Source organism: Pontibacter ramchanderi (assembly GCF_002846395.1).
In the GTDB taxonomy this organism is placed as follows: Bacteria; Bacteroidota; Bacteroidia; order Cytophagales; family Hymenobacteraceae; genus Pontibacter; species Pontibacter ramchanderi.
Map to the genome: position 1 here is coordinate 1289351 of NZ_PJMU01000002.1, position 21882 is coordinate 1311232.

Annotated in this window: 18 protein-coding genes; 9 read left to right on the top strand and 9 right to left on the bottom strand. The window is 52.6% G+C overall.

The features are described from left to right. Window positions 1-63: 63 nt before the first annotated feature. The 8 genes from BD749_RS12625 to BD749_RS12660 all read right to left on the bottom strand — a co-directional run bounded on the left by BD749_RS12625 (window position 64) and on the right by BD749_RS12660 (window position 7732). Entirely contained in the window at window positions 64-1716 is a 1653-nt protein-coding gene (locus BD749_RS12625) for a M28 family peptidase (protein WP_101444665.1), read from the bottom strand. A gap of 34 nt (window positions 1717-1750) precedes the next feature. Further along, window positions 1751-2236 carry a 2-C-methyl-D-erythritol 2,4-cyclodiphosphate synthase gene (gene ispF / locus BD749_RS12630; protein WP_101444666.1) on the bottom strand — a complete coding sequence of 162 codons (486 nt, stop codon included), beginning with the start codon at window positions 2234-2236 and terminating at the stop codon, window positions 1751-1753. 202 nt (window positions 2237-2438) lie between these two features. Beyond that, a complete protein-coding gene (locus tag BD749_RS12635; RefSeq protein ID WP_101444667.1) occupies window positions 2439-3533 on the bottom strand; it encodes an alkene reductase in 1095 nt (364 codons plus the stop codon). A gap of 197 nt (window positions 3534-3730) precedes the next feature. After that, complete coding sequence (locus BD749_RS12640) at window positions 3731-4549, bottom strand: aldo/keto reductase (RefSeq protein WP_101444668.1); 819 nt, start codon at window positions 4547-4549, stop codon at window positions 3731-3733. Between the two features lie 56 nt (window positions 4550-4605). Next, on the bottom strand, window positions 4606-5055 hold the full coding sequence (locus tag BD749_RS12645) for a MarR family winged helix-turn-helix transcriptional regulator (protein WP_101444669.1): 450 nt from the start codon (window positions 5053-5055) through the stop codon (window positions 4606-4608). A gap of 111 nt (window positions 5056-5166) precedes the next feature. Next, the gene (locus BD749_RS12650; protein ID WP_101444670.1) at window positions 5167-5607 is read right to left on the bottom strand and encodes a hypothetical protein; all 441 of its coding nucleotides are present in this window, start codon (window positions 5605-5607) and stop codon (window positions 5167-5169) included. 239 nt (window positions 5608-5846) lie between these two features. After that, entirely contained in the window at window positions 5847-6299 is a 453-nt protein-coding gene (locus BD749_RS12655) for a PepSY-like domain-containing protein (protein ID WP_245869115.1), read from the bottom strand. Window positions 6300-6466: 167 nt separating this feature from the next. After that, window positions 6467-7732 (bottom strand): M16 family metallopeptidase, encoded by a 1266-nt coding sequence (locus tag BD749_RS12660; RefSeq protein ID WP_101444671.1) that lies wholly within the window; start codon window positions 7730-7732, stop codon window positions 6467-6469. 297 nt (window positions 7733-8029) lie between these two features. Between BD749_RS12660 and BD749_RS12665 the strand changes: the two genes are divergently transcribed. The 9 genes from BD749_RS12665 (at window position 8030) to BD749_RS12705 (ending at window position 20416) form a co-directional block, all read left to right on the top strand. Further along, on the top strand, window positions 8030-10009 hold the full coding sequence (locus BD749_RS12665) for an alpha-ketoacid dehydrogenase subunit alpha/beta (protein WP_101444672.1): 1980 nt from the start codon (window positions 8030-8032) through the stop codon (window positions 10007-10009). A gap of 34 nt (window positions 10010-10043) precedes the next feature. Then, window positions 10044-10250, top strand: coding sequence for a hypothetical protein (locus tag BD749_RS12670; RefSeq protein WP_101444673.1), 207 nt, complete (start codon window positions 10044-10046; stop codon window positions 10248-10250). Between the two features lie 54 nt (window positions 10251-10304). Continuing rightward, a complete protein-coding gene (locus tag BD749_RS12675) occupies window positions 10305-10661 on the top strand; it encodes a hypothetical protein (protein ID WP_101444674.1) in 357 nt (118 codons plus the stop codon). Window positions 10662-10677: 16 nt separating this feature from the next. After that, the gene (gene ytxJ, locus BD749_RS12680; protein ID WP_101444675.1) at window positions 10678-11019 is read left to right on the top strand and encodes a bacillithiol system redox-active protein YtxJ; all 342 of its coding nucleotides are present in this window, start codon (window positions 10678-10680) and stop codon (window positions 11017-11019) included. Window positions 11020-11130: 111 nt separating this feature from the next. Further along, window positions 11131-11859 carry a hypothetical protein gene (locus tag BD749_RS12685; RefSeq protein ID WP_245869117.1) on the top strand — a complete coding sequence of 243 codons (729 nt, stop codon included), beginning with the start codon at window positions 11131-11133 and terminating at the stop codon, window positions 11857-11859. Between the two features lie 134 nt (window positions 11860-11993). Next, window positions 11994-12896, top strand: a complete 903-nt coding sequence (gene lipA / locus BD749_RS12690; RefSeq protein ID WP_245869138.1) for a lipoyl synthase — start codon at window positions 11994-11996, stop codon at window positions 12894-12896. Window positions 12897-13395: 499 nt separating this feature from the next. After that, on the top strand, window positions 13396-17448 hold the full coding sequence (locus BD749_RS12695; protein WP_101444677.1) for an ice-binding family protein: 4053 nt from the start codon (window positions 13396-13398) through the stop codon (window positions 17446-17448). Window positions 17449-17479: 31 nt separating this feature from the next. Further along, a complete protein-coding gene (locus BD749_RS12700) occupies window positions 17480-18415 on the top strand; it encodes a PorP/SprF family type IX secretion system membrane protein (protein ID WP_101444678.1) in 936 nt (311 codons plus the stop codon). A gap of 18 nt (window positions 18416-18433) precedes the next feature. After that, entirely contained in the window at window positions 18434-20416 is a 1983-nt protein-coding gene (locus BD749_RS12705) for an OmpA family protein (RefSeq protein WP_101444679.1), read from the top strand. A 101-nt stretch (window positions 20417-20517) separates the two neighbouring features. On the opposite strand, the gene BD749_RS12710 is transcribed toward BD749_RS12705, so the two are convergent. Continuing rightward, window positions 20518-21744, bottom strand: coding sequence for a PQQ-dependent sugar dehydrogenase (locus BD749_RS12710; protein ID WP_101444680.1), 1227 nt, complete (start codon window positions 21742-21744; stop codon window positions 20518-20520). Window positions 21745-21882 lie beyond the last annotated feature (138 nt).

Consider the following 21882-nt stretch of genomic DNA (forward strand, 5'->3'; position numbering starts at 1 on the left):
CCTTAAAGCTAATAAAAGCGGAATGTTTTTATGATAAACGGCCGCTTATGCGGGTTTAGTGTATTACTTTTTGTTGCTGTCCACCACAATGCGGTTGTCGCGGTTGGCCAGCTCCCATGCCACGTGGAACGCCAGACGAGCAGCCTTCTCAGCTTTCTCGAAAATGATCTTGTCTACTGTGTCAGTTGCCTTGTGGTAATCGGCGTGTACCCCGTTGAAATAGAATACGATCGGAATACCGTGCTTGGCGAAGTTGTAATGGTCAGAACGGTAGTAGAAGCGGTTCGGGTCGTTCTCATCATTGAATTTATAGTCGAGGCGAAGACCTACGTGCTTCTGGTTCATTTCTTCGTTGATCTGGTGCAGCTCCGAAGAAAGCTTGTCGGCACCGATCACATAGATGTAGTTCTGGTCGTTGGTCTTCTCCGCGTCGAAGTCCATGCGGCCGATCATATCGATATTGATGTTGGCTACCGTATTTGCGAGTGGGAAGATCGGATTGCTGGCATAGTACTCAGAACCCAGCAGGCCTTTCTCCTCTGCCGTTACCAGCATGAACAAAATGCTGCGACGTGGTCCGAAACCGTCTTTCTTGGCCTGCGCGAAAGCCTCCGCCAGTTCCACTACGGCTACCGTACCAGAGCCGTCGTCGTTGGCACCGTTAAAGATCTCGCCGTTTTCTATACCTACGTGGTCGTAGTGCGCGGTTACCACGATCACTTCGTCTTTCTTGTCAGTGCCCTCGATGTAGCCCAGCACGTTGTCAGATGGAAGTGCTTCGCTCTTACGCTCGGTCTTTACCTTCACGTCTTTCACAGCTGTGAACGTGCCCGGAGTCGGCTTGCCTGCTTTTGCTACTGCGTTGGCGTAGGCCAGCATTTTCTCCGGTGTAGTGCCCAGCAAAGCGGCCCCTACCTGTGGCGATACCATCATGGCGGCCGTAGCACCTTGTGCACCGTTGCTCTTCAGACCGATAGACGGACGAGTCAGGAAATTGCGGTAGCGTGCCGTCATGGTGCCAAACTCACCGGCATTGGCGCCAGTTACGATCAACACGCTCTTAGCGCCACGCTTGGTGGCAGCATTGCGCTTCGTGCGGAAGTCATTGCCCCAGTCAGAAGCCTTCTCAGTACCGCTGATCAGGTATTTGCCATCGGCGCCTTTCGGCTCGCCACCCAGCACTACCACCATTTTGCCTGTCACGTCGAGGTTGGCGTAGTCAGAATAGTTGTCAGCATCGATACCGTAGCCGGCGAATACGATCTCAGCAGCTTGCTCGGTCTGGTATGGCGAGGCTCCCAGCACGAAGAAGTCCTGCCCCATCATAAATTTCTGCTTGCCCACTATAATATAGCCGTCGCCCCACTGGCTGCGCTCCAGGGCTACAGGCTGGTAGTACGGGTTGCTGCTGTTCTTTACAGGACCAACCAGGCCATCTTCCTTAAACTCCCTGGAGATGTACTCAGCAGCCATTTGCAGGCCTTTAGATCCCGTGTCGCGACCTTCGTACTCGTCAGAGGCAATGATGTTAAGGTGCTTGGAAAGGTCGGCAGCCGTGATAGTGGCCGCATACTTAGGAGCAGCTTCGCGGAGACGGTCGGCGTCTGCAACCGGTGCCTCAGCGGTGGTGCTGGTGCTTGTGGTGGTAGGCGTCTGGGCGCAACCTGTTGTCAGGAAGGCTGCCAGCGCATACACATAAAACTTGTTATACTTCATGTTTGTGGAAGGTGATGAAAAGGGTTAGTGATTGTTATTGCTTATAGATTAAGACCGTTGCAAAAGCGGCCACGCCCTCTTTCTTGCCCACAAAGCCCAGGTGCTCGGTGGTGGTGGCCTTAATAGAAATGTCGTTTTCAGGTATACCCATCACCTGAGCCAGACAGGTTTTCATGGCAGGGATATGCGGGTTCACCTTGGGCTCCTGCAGGCAGATGGTTGAGTCGATGTTGCCGATCTCGTAGCCTTCGCGGGAGAGCAGGTGCACTACTTCTTTAAGCAAAATCTTGCTGTCGATGCCCTTGTACTGCGGGTCCTTGTCGGAGAAGTGGAAACCGATGTCGCGCATATTGGCGGCACCGAGCAGGGCGTCGCAGATTACGTGCACCAGCACGTCGGCATCGGAGTGGCCCAGCGCGCCGTGTGTATGCGGAATCTTGATGCCGCCAAGCCAGAAGTCCAGCCCTTCCTGCAGTTGGTGCACGTCGTAGCCGAAGCCCGTTCGTATTTTTAATTTCATAGTGTGTTGAAGGTATAACGCATGTCTTATACGGCAGGTATAAAAAGTAAATATAGTTCTTTTAACCTTTCAGTAAGATGCAGCAGGCGCATTTTTAAAGGGTATAGACTGAAATCCGAAAGAAAGGTTTAAAAAACAACAGCCAGCCACCGGTTAGGGTAGCTGGCTGTTATCAGACTATATATGAAAAAGCACCTTCGCCTTAGGCTTCTACCTCTGCCAGGGTAGGGTAATCCACGTAGCCTTCAGGGCCGGGCGCGTAGAATTTGCCTGGGTCTGCTTGCTGTAGCTCTGCATTTTCAGCAAAGCGCTCCACCAGGTCCGGGTTGCCAATAAACGGCACTCCAAAGGCCACCATATCGGCGTCGCCATCGGCAATCACCTGATTGCCGGTCTTCTGCTTAAAGCCACCGTTGATGATCAGGTTGCCGGTATACAGTGGGCGGTAGCGCTTGGCCACCTGCGGTTCGATGTGCGGTACATCTTTGTTGGCCGGCGATGCCTCCGTCAGGTGCAGGTAAGCCAGGCTATACTTATTCATCTGCTCCACAATGTAGTCGAAGGTCGGAATGGTGTCCTCGTTAACCGTGATGCCGAAGCCGCCGTGCATACTTGGGTTCAGGCGCACGCCAATACGATGCTGCGGCACCACTTCCCTGATGGCATCCAGCACTTCAAACAATATGCGGGCGCGGTTCTTAACGGAGCCACCGTATTCGTCGGTGCGCACGTTGGCGGTGCTCACAAAGAACTGGTGTAGCAGGTAGCCGTTAGAGGCATGCACTTCTACCCCATCAAAACCGGCGTCGATGGCATTGCGGGCAGCTGTTTTAAAGTCCTGCACAATCTGCTTGATTTCAGGTATGGTGAGCTCGTGTGGCGTAACGGTGTCTTTGAAACCCTCCGGCGTGTAGGCTTTGTCGTTCGGGTTGATGGGAGATGGGGCAACCGGTAGCTTTCCGCCATGGAAATCAGGGTGCGACATACGGCCCACGTGCCACAGTTGCAGGAAGATCTTGCCTCCCTCTTTGTGCACGGCATCCGTTACCTGCTTCCAGCCTTCTACCTGCTCTGCGCTGTAAATGCCGGGCGTGTTAATGTAACCAACAGCCTGCTCCGATATTTGCGATCCTTCGGATATGATAAGGCCGGCGCTGGCACGCTGGGCATAGTAAGTGGCCATCAAGCTATTGGCTACATTGCCAACGGCACGGCTACGTGTCATGGGTGCCATGATCACGCGGTTGTTCAGTTCCAGATCGTGTAACTTTATAGGTTCTAAAAGTGGTTGTGACATATGTTCGATTGTTAAATTACTAGTTGTTAAATTGTTTTTTTTCGTGCATGATTATAAATGATCGTCACTCGTTTATCTTCCGTGCACGATTCTGGCAGGTCGTGACCTATCCCTTTAAATTATGACCTCGTACCCAATGCTTTTCAGCGGGAACGCTTGGAAGTTAAGGTTTTGAAATTCCTAAACTCTCAAACTCCCTAGTCCCAGTCTGGCGCGAAAGGTGGGTTAACTACCCTTTGGTTGTCCTTTTTCAGCGCATCGATCCGGGCCATGTCTTCTGCAGACAGCTCAAAGTCGAAAATGTTCAGGTTATCCTTAAGCCGCTCCGCCTTCGAGGTTCTAGGTATAGCCATCACGCCGTCCTGCTGCAGGAGCCAGCGCAGCGATACCTGCACTTCGCTTTTGCTATACTGCTCGCCGATGCTCTTTAGCGTAGGGTTACCCAGCACTTTGCCTTGTGCAATGGGGCTATAAGCCGTCAGCGAGATGCCATGTTCACGCAGATAGGTATAGAGCTTGGTCTGGTCGATAAGCGGATGATATTCTACCTGGTTAGTGATAATGTCGGCACCGGTGGCCAGTACCTGGTCGAGCAGGGCGGTCGGGTGGTTGCTCACACCGATATACTTGGTATAGCCCTTGCGCTGCGCTTCCATCAGCTGGTCCATGTACTCGTTCACGGCCACGTTGCGGTTTGGCCAGTGAATGAGCAACAGGTCCACGTAGTCGGTCTTGAGCTTGCGCAGGCTTTCCTCCACTGATGGCAGAAAGTCCTTTTTAGCCAGGCTCTCTCTAAAAACCTTGGTCGTCAGGAAAATTTCATCGCGGGCTATACCTGCGTTCTTAATGGCAGAGCCTACGCCGTCTTCGTTCTGGTATACCTGTGCCGTGTCAATGTGGCGGTAGCCTGTTGAAATGGCCGCTGCCGTTATCTGGCGTGCAAGCTCATTCTCCAGCTGAAAAGTACCCAGGCCCAAGGCCGGTATCGTAGCTCCTTTTATCTTGATTTGCTTCATACTTATCTTGGTTTGTACATTATTTGTGCATACAAATATTCGATTAAAAAAATAGCTCAGCCTCTGAGCTTGTCGAGCAGCTTGCTTACCAGAACGGCCTCATCCTGCGTCAGATTGTGGAAGCGCTCAAAGAAAGCAGGCATTTGCTCGTCGATCTGTTGCAGCAGTTCTGTGCCTTTGGCTGTAAGCCGTACCTCGATCATGCGGCGGTTCGCCTGGCAGATGTCGCGGGTCACATAGCCTTTCTCAATCAGCTTGTCCACGAGGCGGGTTACATTGGAGTTGCGGTCCACCATGCGCTCCTGCACCTCGCCAAAGCAAACCGGCTTGGGGTGCTGGCCACGCACAATGCTCAGCACATTGTGCTGCTGCAGCGTAAGCCCAAACTGCTTAAAGAAAGGTATAAACTGCTGGTTCAGCCAATTGTTCGTGAACAACAGATTTACCACCATGCGGCGATGGTCATCTTTAAAGTCTTTCTGCTGTATTTCGTCTTCTATCCGCATAGGCTGAATGTAGGTGCAAAGGTATAATTCTTGTTTGTATATACAAATGTTGTGCCCAAAAAGTTGCGCCTGCCCCGTCATGCGTCTTGCTGAGCAGTAGGTCAGCTTCTGCTAATCCCAATACGGTTGCCGGAGTGTCTGACCGTCGGCTGAAAAAACCGCCTCAAGCTCTGCCGTGTTGCTTCTCAATACCACCTGGTAACAGGTAACATCGCCTTTCACAACCGCATCGACCTCCGTAATCATATACCCTGGGTGTTTGGCAGCAATGGCACTGGATACAGCCTCGGGCAACGCGGTGGCAGGTATAGCCTGCTTGTACTGCATCAGTTGCCCTGACTGCCGGAAGAGGGCGCTGTGTTCGGCGGCGTGTACCGTGAAGTCGGCTTCGAAATCCTTTCCGCTTTTTTCCCATTCGATATAGTAGGCCATCGGAAACGTTTTGAGTAAGTTCTGGCGCACCTGCAACGGTACTTTCTCTGGCATAACGTCGTCATCGCAGGAAAACAGGATGACTGAAAACAGAAGGGTGGCGGTAAGTTGCTGCTTCATAAAAGGGTTAATAGCACACAATTAGGTGAATAAGGTCTAAGATTACAAATTAAATCTGAAGACAATTTGTAGAAAGCCTCGATTTCTGTATTCGATTGCTGCTGAGATCACTAGGCAGGTGTAAGTGGCGCTGAGGAGAAGCAATGCATGAAGGCGGATAGCTCTTCAGTTTCCGGAAATAATGAAAAAGCCCGGGACGTGTTGTTCCGGGCTTCTTGTGAAAGTGTTTGCTACAGGTATTAGTCCCAGTAGGCGTGTGTTAGTTTTTGGCCATCGGTAGAAAAAACCAGTTTTTCGTCTGTGCTGGTTGTATGGTCGAGCTCCACCTGGTAGAGGGTGTCGCCATCCTGCACCAGCACCTCAGGGTCATCAATCTTATACTCGGCGTAATTCTGGGTGATATTGGCTCGGATTGGCTCCGGAAGTTCAGTCTCAGCAATGTCGTATTTATGCTTCATCAATGAACCCGACGCATTGAACAGCGTGCTGTAGTCTACTCTGTTTATATCAAAGTCGGCTTCATAATCCTCCCCTTTTTTCTCCCAGTCTACATCTGTGGCGTTCGGGAAGGCACTCGATAGGGCTTCACGCACAGTAGCAGGCACATCCTCAATCTTGATATCATCATCCTTATCGTCACACGATACTAAAGTGCCAGCCAGTAATAGAAATGCTAATGCGGTTGATTTCATGGTAATAAATTCTATGTTCTAAATGATTACTTATCGCTAGATACAGCACGATCCTGAAGGAAATCTGAAGAATTGTGATTTCTACGCATCAAAGGCAATAAAAAAACGCGACGACCATTTATCGGGTCGTCGCGTTTGCAATTTTCTAAGATGGGTTTATGCCTGGCCTACACCTCCTGCTCTGCCTGTTGCTCTTTCTTTTCAGCTTTGTAAAGCAGCGTAGAACAATTGTTCGGGTCAAGCACCTGCTTGGCGCAACGTAGGATATCCTGTGGCGTAATGGCCTGAATTTTCTCGCCTTCGGTGTTCACAAAGTTGGCGTCACCGAGTAGTTTGCCGTAGGCCAGGTTCATGGCGCGGTTCAGCAGCTCGATCTCGGAGAACACCAGCGAGGTCTCGGCCTGGTTCTTCACTTTGTTTAGCTCTTCTTCGTCTACCAGGTTTTCCATCAACTCTTTATTGATAGCCTCGATGGCGGCGTTGGCTTCCTGCAGGTCCACGCCCTCGTTCAGTTTGCCCTGGATGATCAGCAGACCCGGTTCGATGGAGCCGGTCACGGAAGCGGAGATGGAGTTAAACAGTTTCTGCTCCTTTACCAATTGCTCGTACAGGCGCGAGGACTTACCACGGCCCAGGATGTCGCTGATCAGGTCGACGGCATAATAGTCTTCGTGATTGCGGTGCGGCATGTGATAGGCCTTGTAGATGGCGCTCAACGGCACGTCGGCGCTGGTTTCAAGCACGCGCGGTGCCTGCTGCTTTGGCTCGTTAGGTATAGCGCGTGTATATTTCTCGCCTGCAGGTATAGGGCCAAACCATTTTTCAGTCAGCTCCTTCGCTTTTTCAAAAGTCACATTGCCGGCTACCACCAGAATGGCGTTGCTTGGCGAGTAATGTTTCCTGTGGAACGCTTTCACGATGTCCATGGTCGCGTCTTCGATGTGCGCGATCTCTTTGCCGATGGTGGCCCATTTGTAAGGGTGCTGCTCATAGGCAAGCGGGCGCAGCTTCAGCCACACGTCGCCGTAGGGCTGGTTCAGGTAGTTCTGCTTGAACTCCTCTACCACCACCTTGCGCTGCACCTCCAGCCCGTGCTCACTGAAAGCCAGGTCCAGCATGCGGTCCGACTCGAGCCAGAAACCCGTCTCGATGTTCTGGGCCGGCAGCGACAGGTAATAGTTCGTGATGTCGGGGCTGGTGAAGGCGTTGTTTTCGCCGCCCACGCGCTGCAGGGGCTCGTCGTATACCGGAATGTGCTTAGATCCGCTGAACATCAGGTGCTCAAACAGGTGCGCAAAACCGGTGTGCTGCTCTACCTCGTCGCGGGAGCCCACATCGTACAGCACGTTCAGCACGGCCATGGGAGAGGTATAGTCTTCGTGCACGATCACGCGCAGGCCATTATCCAGCGTAAATTCCTCGAACTGTATCATAATCTTCTTCTCTTTAAAGGGCGGCAACCCATGTTACCTTTGCCTGATTTCTTTCCTGTCTTTTCTTTTTTAACAGGTATACCTTGTGCCCTGTTCAATCAAAACCCGCAAACACTTGCAGGCCTGACAGGTTTTCTGTAGCTTTTGCTTTCTTTACGGGCTTCCGGACGCCGCTTGTTGCGTAGGCCGGGGCCGGTAAGGCACGAAGTACCGAACAAATTTATAAATTAGCACCATAATCGGCGGCCAAAGCAAACGTTATGCTGCCATACCACAACGAATTTCCCTGTCAATAAGATGAATTATAACCGCAAAGAATATTCTGACGACGAACTGATCGCTTTATATAAAGGTATCCTGAAACCCCGCATGATCGAGGAGCGCATGCTGGTGCTGTTGCGCCAGGGCAAGGTGAGCAAGTGGTTCTCAGGTATAGGCCAGGAGGCTATCTCAGTAGGCTCGGCCATGGCGCTGGAATCGGACGAGTATATTCTGCCGCTGCACCGCAACCTGGGCGTGTTCACGAGCCGCGAGGTGCCCCTGGACAGACTTTTTGCGCAGTTTCAGGGCAAGAAGACCGGCTTCACGAAAGGCCGCGACCGCTCTTTCCACTTCGGCTCCAACGAGCACCACATCGTGGGCATGATCTCGCACCTGGGTCCGCAACTGGCGGTGGCCGACGGTATAGCCCTGGCTGACCTACTGGATAACAGAGAAAAAGTGGCGCTTGTGTTCAGCGGAGACGGCGGTGCCTCCGAGGGCGACTTCCACGAGGCACTCAACGTGGCGGCTGTCTGGAACCTGCCGGTGATCTTCATGATCGAGAACAACGGCTATGGACTCTCCACACCAAGCAACGAGCAATTCAAGTTCAAGCACTTCATCGACAAAGGCCCGGCCTACGGGATTGACGCCCTCCAGATCGACGGCAACAACATTGTGGAGGTATACGACACCGTGCGCCAGGCTGCCTACAGCATGCGCAAGAACCCGCGTCCGATGCTGATCGAGGCCATCACCTTCCGGATGCGCGGACACGAAGAGGCCAGCGGTACCAAGTATGTGCCACAGGAGCTGTTCGAGAAGTGGTCGAAGAAAGATCCGGTAGAGAACTTTGAGCGCTACCTGCTCGAGGAGCTGATCCTGACCCAGAAGGCGATGGAAGGTATACGCGAGGAGATCAAAGCCGAGATCGAAGAAGGACTGCAAACAGCCTTTGCCACGCCAATGCCAGTGGCCGATCGCGAGGAGGAACTGGAGGACATGTACGCCCCGTTCCAGCAGGAGGTGATCAAACCCGCGACGGATGCCAAAACTGAACGCCGCTTTGTAGATGCTATTTCCGACGGACTTCGCCAGAGCATGGAGCGCTACCCGGAACTGGTGCTCATGGGCCAGGACATTGCCGAGTACGGCGGTGTGTTCAAAATAACAGAGGGCTTTGTAGACAAGTTTGGCAAGGACCGTGTACGCAATACCCCGCTTTGCGAGTCTGCTATACTAGGTATAGGTCTGGGGATGTCCGTGAAAGGCAAGAAGAGCATGGTGGAGATGCAGTTTGCAGATTTCGTGAGTGCCGGCTTCAGCCAGATCGTGAATAACCTGGCTAAGAGCCACTACCGCTGGGGCCAGAATGCCGATGTGGTGGTGCGCATGCCAACAGGTGCCGGTACAGCAGCGGGTCCGTTCCACTCGCAGAGCAACGAGGCCTGGTTCTTCCATACCCCGGGCCTGAAGATCGTATACCCGTCGTCGCCCTACGACGCGAAAGGCTTGCTGAACGCGGCCATTGAGGATCCGAACCCGGTGATGTACTTTGAGCACAAGCTGCTCTACCGTTCCATCTCGCAGGAGATTCCGGACGATTACTATACCGTGGAGATCGGCAAGGCCAGGTTGGTGGCTGAAGGATCGGATATTTCGATCATCACCTACGGCATGGGCGTACACTGGGCCAAGCAACTACAACAAGAGATGACCGACATCAGCTTCGACATACTGGACCTGCGCTCGCTTATACCTTGGGACAAAGAAGCCGTGCGCGATACCGTAGCCCGCACAGGCCGTGTCATTGTGCTGCACGAGGACACCATGACTGGAGGTATAGGCGGAGAGATAGCAGCCTGGATCGGGGAGCACTGCTTTGAGCTACTCGACGGACCGGTAACACGGGTTGCCAGTCTGGACACCGCCGTGCCATTTGCACCACCGCTGGAGCAGGAGTTCCTGCCGAAGCAGCGCCTGCGCGAGAAGGTGGAGAGCATTATGGCCTTTTAAGGAAAATAAAGCAAATACACGTATATTGCCTGTGATGCAGAAAAGTAGCTATTGGATAGTAGGCCTGCTGTGCCTGGCCCTGTTGTTTGGGTCAGGATGCCAGCGCAAAGGGATCATTCCCTGCCCGAAGCCGGGCAAAACGGCCAAGGTGTCGGGCAAGAACGCCACCGGGCTGGAGTCGGTGAAGGTAAGCATGGACAAGAACGGACGTGTGAAAAAGAAGCGAATGGGAATTTTTTAGGGGAGCAACCCCTATTCCTGAATTCAGTATAACAACTGTAGACGGAAAGCTGTTATGAAGAAGCTGGGATTTGATAAACAAACGAAACGTTTGGCGTTGATGACAGGTATGCTGCTGCTGGCGGCCTGGCCTGCATTTGGTCAGATCACCTATACCATGACAGACAAGCACGGGCGGCTGATGCGCAAGGCTCTTCGGGAGGCAGATCAGGTGGAGGCAACTACTTACAAAGAAACTCACCTGAACATGGACGCCTATACCTTAAAGAAAGGCGAGTCCGGCAAGGTGGAGCAGCGTCGGGTGCTGGGCCTGTTCAATCCAAAGCATATGAGCGCCAAAGACGCCGTGCAGACCGGCCCGGCTGACCGTGAAAAAAAGAAATTCAGGCTTTTCCGGAAGAAGGAAAAGTAAACCTAACCAGAAAATTATGAACTGGCATCCGCTTACAAGCGCAGAGCAAATAAATACCCTTATTGAAGAATCGAAACACACCCCGGTGGTGATATTTAAGCATAGTACGGCCTGTTCTATCAGCTCTACTGCCAAAAGCAGGCTGGAGCGCCAATGGGATGGTGCCAGTGTGGATCATATTAAACCTTACTATCTTGACCTGTTGCGCTACCGCCCCGTTTCAAACGAAATAGCGGAAGTGTTTCAAGTGCAGCACCAGTCGCCCCAGCTGCTGCTGATACAGGATGGTATGTGCACCTATGACGCCTCGCATTTGGGTATCAGCATCGATTCTATGAAAAAGAATATAGCAGTTTAATACGCCGCGCCTATACCGGCCGCTTAATTTCTGCAGTACCCCTTACCAGCATCCCTGCCTGCTCCGGAGCGGGCTTTTTGATAGAGCATACCTAACCCAAACTGTATAAAGGTGGCAAGAAACCTGGTACTCACAATTGCGATGACGCTGCTGCTGGTGTTGCCAGCCACAGCGCAGTCTGACGATGACTTCAGCAATGAGCTAAGCTACGGCATCAACCTGAACTCGAACGGCGGTTTGCTGGGCGGTGCGTTTGTGCGCAGTTCCTGGTTCATGAAAGAGCGGCTTTACCGCTTTGGCGGCCTGGAGATCGTAGAGATCAAACATCCGAAAGAGAACAGGCTCTACAACCCGGGTTCAGGCGACCACTTCATCGCGGGCAAGCAGAACCACTTTTTTGCCGTGCGCCCGCATTATGGGCTGGAGCATGTGCTGTTCCGCAAGGCGGCCGAAAGTGGGGTGCAGGTAAACGCCCTGGGAGCGGCCGGTCCGTCGCTGGGCCTGCTTATACCTTACTATATCCGATACGACTATGGTAGCGGCCTGGGCAACGATGTTCGCACGGAGGCCTACGACCCTAACAAACACCTGAGTTTTGAGAACACCCTAGGGAACGCCAACGTGCTCACCGGCCTCGGTGAAACAAACTTTAACTTGGGCGTGCACGCAAAGGCAGGTCTGAGCTTCGAGTACGGCCGCTACCGCGAAAGCATCACAGGTATAGAGCTGGGCTTTATGGTGGAGAAATACTTCAAAGACATGGTCATGATCCCCCAGACCGAGAATTACAGCACCTTCACCTCCGTATACCTGAACATCTACTACGGTCGCCGCAAATAAGCGCCGCCAAGAACAATTCCATGCCAGCTTTTGTTGACGAGGAAGCGTGCCAGGTAGAAGGGCCATTGCCTTAATTTCCTGGTGCATTTGCTGAAGTCTTAACGCATTATACCTATCTTTGCAGCATGGATGAAATGATGACACTTCCGGTGATACAACCCAATGCTAAGCCCGAGGGGCTCAATGCTTTGGGCCAGCCCCGCAAGCCAAACTGGCTGCGTGTAAAGCTGCCGGTAGGGAAAGAGTATGCGAAGGTAAGAAACATCGTAGACGAATATAAACTGCATACCATCTGTGAGAGCGGTAACTGCCCGAACATGGGCGAGTGCTGGGGTGCCGGTACAGCCACTTTCATGATTCTGGGCAATGTGTGCACACGCAGCTGCTCCTTCTGCGCCGTGGCTACGGGCCGCCCCAACGAATACGATGTAGACGAGCCGCGCCGTGTCGCTGAAGCGATTCAGCTGATGGGTGTGAAGCACGCCGTAATAACCTCCGTTAACCGCGACGAGCTGAAGGATCGCGGTGCTGCCATCTGGCACGAGACCGTGCGCCTGGTAAAAGAGCTTTCTCCTGCCACTACAATCGAAACCCTTATACCTGATGTGAAGGCCAGCTGGGACGCGCTGATCACCATGATCTCGCCAGGCCAGGAAGTGGTATCACACAACATGGAAACAGTGAAGGAACTGTACCGCCGTGTAAGGCCGCAGGCCAAGTACGACCGCAGCTTGGAGCAGATCCGCCGCACCAAAGAGTATGGCAAGCGCACCAAAACGGGCATTATGCTAGGCTTAGGCGAAACGCGCGAGCAGGTATACCAGGCCATGGACGATCTGGCGGCCAACGGTTGCGACATCTTAACGCTGGGCCAGTACCTGCAGCCAACCAAGCTGCATATTGAGGTAGCGGAGTTTATTCACCCTGACTTGTTTGAGCACTATCGTGAGGAAGGCCTGAAGCGCGGAATCAAGTATGTGGAGTCTGGTCCGCTGGTGCGCTCATCTTATCATGCTGAGCGCCACGTACATGTGTAGGTTTATACCGTGTATAACCTTTTAAAGAATTTTTAGAAAATTTTATTTTCTTATTTGAGGTGCCCTGTCGATACCTAAATACCGGCGGGGCACTTTTTTATTGTACTCATTCCCTTCCCTAAATTTCCCTACTTTGTTTAAGATTTTTTCAGTTCCTTTGCCCGCTCTAGTAACAAAAGGTATACAAAATGAGCCTTTGCAGGCAACAAAAGCCGAATTAGATTAGTATATGCGAATATTTAGACAATGCTTCAAAACTATATCTACATATTCAGATTCTTGCACTAGAAATCCAGACTGTTGAAAAAAAATTTTAACTGTAACATGTTAGAATAGTAATACAAGATTGCTGTTATAACATTTGATATGGAAACATATATTGTATTTTTTATATTGTATTAAACCTATCTTAAATATATAAGTATCAGGATATAGTAAAAGTTTATGAAAATACATTTATATTTATGCCTGATCCATTACGCTTTTTTACATATTTCCTATGAGTAGAATTTTACTGCTTCTCACCCTTTTTCTGTCTGCCATCCCCACCCTTAGCTTTGGGCAAACGGAAATCAACCTAGGCCGCGTAAACAGATTCATTGCATTGGCAAATGAACAGATTGTTGTGAACGGCCCGGGAACAACCTGGATTCGCGGAGACATTGGCATTAGCCCTGGCAAGGTCATTATTGGAGAAGAGTACCTGGAAGTAACAGGTAAGAAAGAAAAAGGAACAGCGCTGGCAGCAGAGGCGATGGCTGACGCCAACAGGTTGTACCAGGAATTCATGGCCATGCAGGAGACTGAAAACCTGAACCCCAACCTGGGTAATGGCCGTGAAATTTACCCCGGTGTTTACAGTATTTCGGGCAACGCCACGATCAGCGGTATTTCACTGTTGGTGACGCAAGGCAGCAGCTCTCCCATTTTCGTGTTTAAGATCAACGGCGACCTGAAAGTAAACCCGGGCGCACTAAGCCTTTCTGGGGTAGGCGTTGAGACAAAGAATATTTACTGGGTTGTAGACGGCGATGTGGAGATTCAGGCCCCGAGTAGCCTGTACGGTAACATCATTGCAACAGGCGACATTACTTTTGGGAAAGGCGTGTCGCTGTATGGCCGGGCCATTTCCATTGGAGGCACTATTTACTTCGACAACAACCCAACGGTGTTGCAGAACGTGACCAATGCCGACTTAACGGTAGTGAAGAACGTTGACAACAAGGATGTGGCGCTAGGGTCGCGGGTAACCTATACCATTACGGCCAGAAACAACGGCCCGGGCATTGCGCGCAACGTGGTCGTAAAAGAGCAGATACCATCCGGCCTGAGACTAATCGAGGTAAAGCCAGCCACAAGAGGAACGTATAACATAGAGAGAAACGAGTGGGTGATTGGCGACATGGACGTGTTCGAGAGCCAAAACATTCGCCTGGTGTTTGAAGTGACTGGAACCGGCAATATCAAGAACGAGGTAATTATTATCGGTGATGACCCGGACCCGAATCCGAATGACGATAAGGATGACGAAGAGATCGTGTTGCCGAACCTGGGCCTTACCAAGCGCATCGTAGATCCGAAATCGAGCTATAATCTGGGCGATGTGGTGGCCTACGAGATCAAGATTACGAACACATCTACAAAGGAAGAAACGAACATAAACGTAAGAGAGCAGCTGGCAAGCGGTCTCAAGTATGTGCGTCACGAAGCAACTACAGGCACTACCTACACACCTGCCACAGGCATCTATAACATCCCGACACTGGCTGGCAATTCGTCTGCCACGCTGATTGTCTATGCCGAAATCGTCAGCACCGGCAACATCCGCAACGTGGCTACCATCATCGACCGCCCGGATGACAAAGATCCGGATGACGATGAAGATGAAGTAGAGATCGTGTTGCCTGACCTGGGTATAACGAAAAAACTGATTGATCCGAAGGAAAAGTACATGGTAAACGATGTGCTGGCTTTCGAGATCAAGGTAACGAACAACGCCTCTACGCCTCAGACCAATATTAACGTGCGGGAGCAGTTGCCGAAAGAGCTGTCATTTGTAAGGTACACGGCAACCAACGGCACGACATACGATGCGGCTACAGGTATCTACAACATCCCGACGCTGGCCGGCAAAGCTTCCGCCACACTGATTGTCTATGCTAAGATCGTGGGTACAGGAGCCATTCGTAACGTGGCCACCATCACCGACCGTACGCCGGACAACGACAAGGACCCGGACAACGATGAAGACGAGGTAGAGATCATTCTGCCTGACCTGGGCGTGACCAAAACGCTGGTAGACGCTAAGGCAGAGTACATGGTGGGTGAGATGGTGCAGTACCGCATTGTGGTAACGAACAACGGCGCCAAAGTAGAGAAAAATATTGTGGTAGGCGAGAAACTGCCAGAAGGCCTTCGCCTGGTAGACTTTACGGTGAGCAATGGCGCATCCTACGATCCGGCCACCGGCGCTTTCAAGATTCCTTCGCTGGAGGCAAAAGCAACAGCCGAGCTGGTGATTAATGCGCAATTGATGAAGGCTGGCCAGGTGCGTAACATTGCACGCATCATCGGCAAAGATCCTGTAAACCCGACAGATCCAACCGATCCTACTGACCCGACTGACCCAACCGATCCAAATAATCCGGGTGACTCTGATCCGGACAACGACGAAGACGAAGTGGTGATTCCGGAAGTGAAATGTAGCCCGAACATTCAGCTGTCGTTTGTTGATGCGCCAACTTCGGTGTGCCGTGGCGGTGAGCTAACGTTCAAGGCAACTTCAGATGTGATCGGTGGCACCTATACCTGGACCTTGCCGGCAGGCTGGAAAACGGTAAGCAAATCAGCTGATGGCAGCACGATTACGGTGACTGCAGGCACTGCCTTGAATGCCCAGACGATAAAAGTAACGGTGAACACCCAGTGCAAGGACGTGAATAAGTCGGCCGAAACCACGGTGAGCGTAATTGGTGAACCAGCAGGAGTAGCGATTACGGGAGACGTGACCATGTGCTTCAACAGCACCACCGGCATCGTGCTGAGCGCAACGGCTGTAGACGGACTGACTTATAAGTGGACACTGGACAGCAACCTCGAGTTTGTAGAAGGCACAAACGATGCCGGCACCAGCGTGAGTGTTCGTCCGAAAGGCCAGAGTCTGCTGGGCGGCAAGGTATACCTGACCGTGACCAACGCCTGCGGCTTTAGCACCACCACCGAGAAACTGCTAATCGTGACGCCAACACCGGCTATACCTACTGCTATCGTAGGCAACTTGGATCTGTGCGAAGGTGAGGAGATAACTTATAGTACACCAGTAGTAACGGGTGCCACCCGCTATACCTGGACCTTCCCGGCAGCAGATTGGACCGTGGTGAGCGAAGAAGAAAACGGTAGAATCGTAAAAGTGAAAGTGGGCAAAACAGGAGGTCAGATTGGTGTGAAAGCCGGAAATGACTGTAATGCAAGTGCCGCCTTCAGCAGAGAAGCGAAAGTGACCCTGAAACCAAAGGCGCCATCTATTTCCAGCACCGCTACGACAGGTTGTATCGGGGCAACGCTTACCTTCAGCATCGAGTCGCCGGAAGCAGGCCATACCTATACCTGGGCAGTGCCGCAGGGCTGGAGCGCCGACAAACTAACAGGTACTAGCATCACGGTAACAGTAGGTGAGACAAGCGGCGATATTGAGGTATACGCTACCAACACCGTGAAAAACTGCGGCGCGGGTGCGGTAGCCAAAGTGGCTGTTTCGCCATCGCTGAAGCCGGCCACTCCAGGCGCCATCAAGAGCAACATGAACGTGTGCCTCAACAGTACGGGCAACGCCTTCAGCATCGAGGCTATACCTGGCGCGACCTCTTACGAGTGGGAAACGACCGGTGGCCTGACGATTGAAGGCGCCAACAACGGTACCAGCATTACAGTGAATGCTGCCGAAGCAGGCGGTACGGTGCGGGTGCGTGCCATCAACGCTTGCGGTGCCAGCGACTGGTCTACCCTGAACATCGACATCACCATGCCGCCTGCCCCTGTGACCCGCATTACTGATAACAGCAGCGTATGCGAAGGCCTGATCTATACTGCCGATCCGGTAGAAGGAGCCACCTCTTATACCTGGACCGTGACAGAAGGCTTCACCATTGAGTCTGGTCAGGGCACGGCTACCATCAAGGTAAAAGCCAACAGCCCGACTGCTACCGGCCGCGTGAGTGTGATCGCCTACAACGGCAGCTGCGCAGGCTCAGCAGAGTACAGCATCGACATGGACGCCAAAGTAGCAGACGGTCAGCTGGACTTCCCGAAAGCCTTCAGCCCGAACGGCGACGGCAAGAACGACGAGTGGCTGGTGAAGAACCTGGACAAGTTCCCGGACAACGAGATGGTGATCTTCAACCGCTGGGGTTCTGAGGTGTTCAAGCAGAAGAACTACAAGAACGACTGGGCTGCCAAAGGACTGGAGCAGGGTACTTACTTCTACAAAGTGAGGGTGAAACTATGCGATGGCAAGTACCAGGAGTATAGCGGCTACGTGACCATCTTCCGATAAGCGAGTGCATTCATTTGAAAATTTTATTACCATGAGAATACTTTATACCCTGCTGGCGCTGCTTTTCACCTTTGCCGCGAACGCCCAGCAAAACCCGCAGTACTCGCAGTACATCTTCAACAGTATGGCCATCAACCCGGCCTATACCGGTACCAAAGGTGTGCTCAACATCAACGCCTTCCACCGCTCGCAGTGGACGGGCATAGACGGCGCGCCCACCACGCAGGCACTGAGCGTAGACGGCCTGACCAGCCACGAGCGTCTTGGCTTGGGCCTAAACTTCACCCGCGACAAGATCGGTGCTTACTCCACTACTTCGGCTTATGCTAATGCGGCAGCCCGCGTGTCGGTGAGCGCCCGCGGAACGCTGAGCTTAGGTATAGCAGCTGGTGTGGTGCAGAGTGTGGTCGACGGTTCGGAGCTAGGTATACCAGATGATCCGAGCATACCTGCAGGAAAGGATGTGTTCTACCGTCCGGATGTTAAACTGGGTGTCTATTTCAACACGACGCGTTTCTACGCCGGCCTCTCTGCCTCTGACCTGATCCAGTACAAGGATGTTTTCCAGATCGAGCCGGTGCGCCACTATTACTTCACCACAGGCTACGTGTTCGATGTGAGCAACTTTGTGAAGCTGAAGCCAAGTGTGCTGATCAAAGAAGATTTCAATGCGCCTGCCAACGTGGACCTGAACGGTTTTGTGCTGCTTGGCGACCGCCTGTGGCTTGGTAGTTCTTACCGTACGAGCATGAACCTGTTCAACAAGAACGCAGAAGCCGACCCTGTGACAAAGCGTACGGCTATGGCCCTGATCGCGGAGCTGCAGGTGACCAACGCCCTGCGCCTGGGTTACTCTTACGACCGCATGCTCAACGACCTGAACGGTTTCCACTCGCACGAGATCTCGGTAGGTTACTACTTCTTCAAGAAGCAGGACACGAAAATGCTGACGCCGCAATACTTTTAATATTAGCTCTTACCGCATATGAATTTCAGACATATACCCTTATACCTTACCGCTGCCCTGTTGCTGGGCGCCGCCCCTGTAGCCCAGGCACAGCAGGAGCTCCGCAAGGCAGACAAGCACTACGAAAAGTTTGAATTTGCGCTGGCTTTGGAGCAGTACAAAAAAGCGGCCGAGAAGCGTAAGCCGGATGTGAAAACAGCTGAACGCATTGCCGACTCTTACCGCCTGACGCGCCAGACTGTGGAAGCGGAGCGCTGGTATGCCCAGGTGGTGGCCATGCCGGGCCGCGACCCCCAGAACATTTACCACTATGCAGAAGCCCTGCGCAGCAACGGCAAGTACGAAGAGGCCAAGCAGCAGTACATGCAATGGGCTGAGGAAGTGCCGCAAGTAGAGGAGCGTGCCCAGCACCTGATGGCCTCCTGCGACAAAGCCATGAACTGGATGAACCAGAAAATGCCACTGGCCGAAGTACAGCGCCTGAGCGGACTCAACGCCCAGGGTTTCTCTGACTTCAGCCCAATGAACTACGGCAAAGATGCGATCATTTTCACCTCGGACCGTGGCGTAGATCAGGACGGAAAAACTGCCGGCACCTACGGCTGGACCGGCCGCCCATACCTGCAGCTCTTTATGGCCAGCCGCGACGGCAGTGGCAACTGGGGCAAACCCACGGCACTGCACGAAATGATCAACGACCAGTACCACAACGCCACGGCATCGGCCACGGAAGATGGGCAGACGCTTTACTTCACCCGTACCCAACTGGTGCAGAAGCGCAAATCCGGCAACGCTGACCCTACGAGCTGGGTAGACAAGTCGCAGGTGCAGGAGTATATCAACCGACTGGAGATTTTCTCTTCGCAAAGACGTGGCACTACCTGGTCCGAGATCAAGCCTTTTGCCTTTAATAATGTAGAAGAGTACTCTGTAGGTCATCCGGCCCTTTCGCCTGACGGCAAGATTATGTACTTCGTGTCGGATATGCCGGGCGGTGTAGGCGAGACGGACATCTACTATACCTTGCGCCAGCCGGACGGAAGCTGGGGAGAGCCCGTGAATGCCGGTATCCTGATCAACACGCCGGGCCGCGAGAGCTTCCCTTACGTGGATCAGAACGGCAAGCTGTACTTCTCGTCTGACGGACACATGGGCATGGGCGGGTTGGACGTTTTCGCTGCAGAGGGCAAACACGCCGCCTGGACGGCCGTGAACAACATGGGCCACCCGATCAACTCGTCGAAGAACGATTATGGCATCATGTTCAATGAAGATGAAGAAACCGGCCTGCTGTCGTCTAACCGCGAAAGCAGCAATGGCACTGACGATATCTTTAGCTTTAAAGTGTTGCAGAAACCTGTTGTAATAGCCGTGACCACGTTGGAACGTAAGCAGAACGAGCAAAAGAAAAACGTACAGCTCCCGCTTCCACAGGTACAGCTTCTGATCGCGCAACAGAACCAGAATGATAGCAGCACAGCCTTGACGAACACGAAAGGGCAGTACTTTATGGATGGCCGTAAAGGGAACTCATATGTGATGCAGGGCTCCAAACAAGGCTACCTGAACCAAAATGTAAAGGTGGAAGTGCCTAAAACAGCCGCAGATACTGTGCAGGTTGCTATGGTATTTGACAGAGATGAGAAGAACGTCGCCATCGTGCTCGAAAACATCTACTACGACCTGGATAAGTGGGATATCCGTCCGGATGCTGCCAAGGAGCTGGATAAGCTGGCCGAAGTACTGGAAGCGAACCCGACCATCAAGATCGAGCTGAGCTCACATACCGACAGCCGCGAAAGCCTGAAGTACAACCAGGTGCTTTCGGAGCGAAGAGCCCAGGCTGCTGTGGATTACCTGATTGAGAAAGGTATAGCCAAAGACAGACTGACCGCCAAAGGCTATGGTAAGACAAGGCTGGTGAACAAGTGTACCGACGGCGTGTCTTGTCCGGAGGAAATGCACCAGCAGAACAGAAGAACCGAGTTCCGAATCAAATAGGGACTCCCTTATAGGGAAATCAAAGTTTCATTAGCTTTCATAGTTTGGAAAGGCTCCGCAGATTCTACGGAGCCTTTTTTCATGGTGTAGCAGGTATAAGTTTAGCGACGGTTGCGCTGGGTGTCGCGCTGTTGGTTGCCTCCGGTGTAAGCCACCCGGTATACCACGCCGTTCGAGTCGTCGGTTACCAGAAGTGAGCCATCGGTATGAGTAGCCAAACCAACCACACGGCCAAACTGCGCCTTGTTGTCGTCTACCAGAAAGCCGGTCACAAAATCCACAAACTCTTTCGGCTGTCCATTCTCGAAGCGAACGCGCGCCACTTTGTAGCCGGCCGGTTTGGAACGGTTCCAGGAGCCGTGAAAAGCCACAAAAGCATCGCCGCTGTACTCTTTCGGAAACTGGTTACCACGGTAGAAGATCATGTCGAGGCCGGAGGCGTGGGCGGTATAAGTGAGCAGCGGGTACCTGGTTTTCTTCTTGTATGCTTCGTAGCTCATGTCCTTGGGCTGATCGCCGGGGTTTTCCTTGCCCTCGCCGTAGATGTAAGGCCAACCGTAGTCAGCGCCTTGCTCGATCTTGTTCAGTTCTTCGCGCTGCTCGTCATCCCCGAGCCAGTCGATGCCGTGGTCCATGCCGAACATCTCTTTGGTTTGTGGGTGCCAGTCGAAACCGAGGGTGTTGCGCAGGCCTTTGGCGTATACCTTGCGGTTTTTGCCGTCGAGGTCGGCCTGCAGAATGGTGGCGTGTTCCTTGTTGGGTTCGTCGCAGGAGTTGCAAGTACTGCCAATGGAGATGTAGAGCTTGTTGTCCTGACCAATGCGCAAGGTACGGTTCGGGTGCTGACCGCCATCCGGCAGGTCGTCAGCCAAAAGTTGCAGTTCGGATAGAGTGCCGTCTTTGTTGATGTTAGCTGTGTAGAGTTCTTTAATAGTCGCCAGCCATACCTTGTCATCTTTTATGACGATACCATGCATATGCTCTTTCGTGGCCACCACTTTCTGCTCATCGGCCTTGCCGTCTTTATTCGTGTCACGGAGCATGGTCACGGTGCCTTTGTCGCGGTCGGTCACGTAGATTACACCTTCCTTGCTCACGGCGATCATGCGCGGCTTGTTTAGGTTTTCGGCGAATTTCGTGATCTGGAAGCCAGCTGGTACTTTGAGCTGTTTTACCCGGTCATCGGTGGCATCGACACGGGCGGGTTTAAAGATGTGGCCTTCTACGGAAGCGCTTACTGGTTTCTCTCCTTCCTGGGCAAATATCGGCGAACTGGTGAGCGCCAGTGCCAGGCTTAGGGAGGCGGTAGTTGACAATATTTTCTTCATAGCTTTAGTTCGGTTAAGTTTGTGGAGGTGATTTGTGTTTTGATTTAACCGAATACCGGCTATGATTGTTGCAACCGGTGAGGTATAGCAAATTCAGCGTGATGCTAACCTTGCCAGATAAAAGCCGTTTTGTTAGCA

Coding starts and splice junctions, on each gene's coding strand:
- ispF (WP_101444666.1), bottom strand. CDS start 2,236: ATGAAATTAAAAATACGAACGGGCTTCGGCTACGACGTGCACCAACTG.
- BD749_RS12640 (WP_101444668.1), bottom strand. CDS start 4,549: ATGAAGCAAATCAAGATAAAAGGAGCTACGATACCGGCCTTGGGCCTG.
- BD749_RS12700 (WP_101444678.1), top strand. CDS start 17,480: ATGAGAATACTTTATACCCTGCTGGCGCTGCTTTTCACCTTTGCCGCG.
- BD749_RS12660 (WP_101444671.1), bottom strand. CDS start 7,732: ATGATACAGTTCGAGGAATTTACGCTGGATAATGGCCTGCGCGTGATC.
- BD749_RS12650 (WP_101444670.1), bottom strand. CDS start 5,607: ATGAAGCAGCAACTTACCGCCACCCTTCTGTTTTCAGTCATCCTGTTT.
- BD749_RS12670 (WP_101444673.1), top strand. CDS start 10,044: ATGCAGAAAAGTAGCTATTGGATAGTAGGCCTGCTGTGCCTGGCCCTG.
- BD749_RS12655 (WP_245869115.1), bottom strand. CDS start 6,299: ATGAAATCAACCGCATTAGCATTTCTATTACTGGCTGGCACTTTAGTA.
- lipA (WP_245869138.1), top strand. CDS start 11,994: ATGATGACACTTCCGGTGATACAACCCAATGCTAAGCCCGAGGGGCTC.
- BD749_RS12695 (WP_101444677.1), top strand. CDS start 13,396: ATGAGTAGAATTTTACTGCTTCTCACCCTTTTTCTGTCTGCCATCCCC.
- BD749_RS12705 (WP_101444679.1), top strand. CDS start 18,434: ATGAATTTCAGACATATACCCTTATACCTTACCGCTGCCCTGTTGCTG.
- BD749_RS12645 (WP_101444669.1), bottom strand. CDS start 5,055: ATGCGGATAGAAGACGAAATACAGCAGAAAGACTTTAAAGATGACCAT.
- ytxJ (WP_101444675.1), top strand. CDS start 10,678: ATGAACTGGCATCCGCTTACAAGCGCAGAGCAAATAAATACCCTTATT.
- BD749_RS12665 (WP_101444672.1), top strand. CDS start 8,030: ATGAATTATAACCGCAAAGAATATTCTGACGACGAACTGATCGCTTTA.
- BD749_RS12625 (WP_101444665.1), bottom strand. CDS start 1,716: ATGAAGTATAACAAGTTTTATGTGTATGCGCTGGCAGCCTTCCTGACA.
- BD749_RS12675 (WP_101444674.1), top strand. CDS start 10,305: ATGAAGAAGCTGGGATTTGATAAACAAACGAAACGTTTGGCGTTGATG.
- BD749_RS12635 (WP_101444667.1), bottom strand. CDS start 3,533: ATGTCACAACCACTTTTAGAACCTATAAAGTTACACGATCTGGAACTG.
- BD749_RS12710 (WP_101444680.1), bottom strand. CDS start 21,744: ATGAAGAAAATATTGTCAACTACCGCCTCCCTAAGCCTGGCACTGGCG.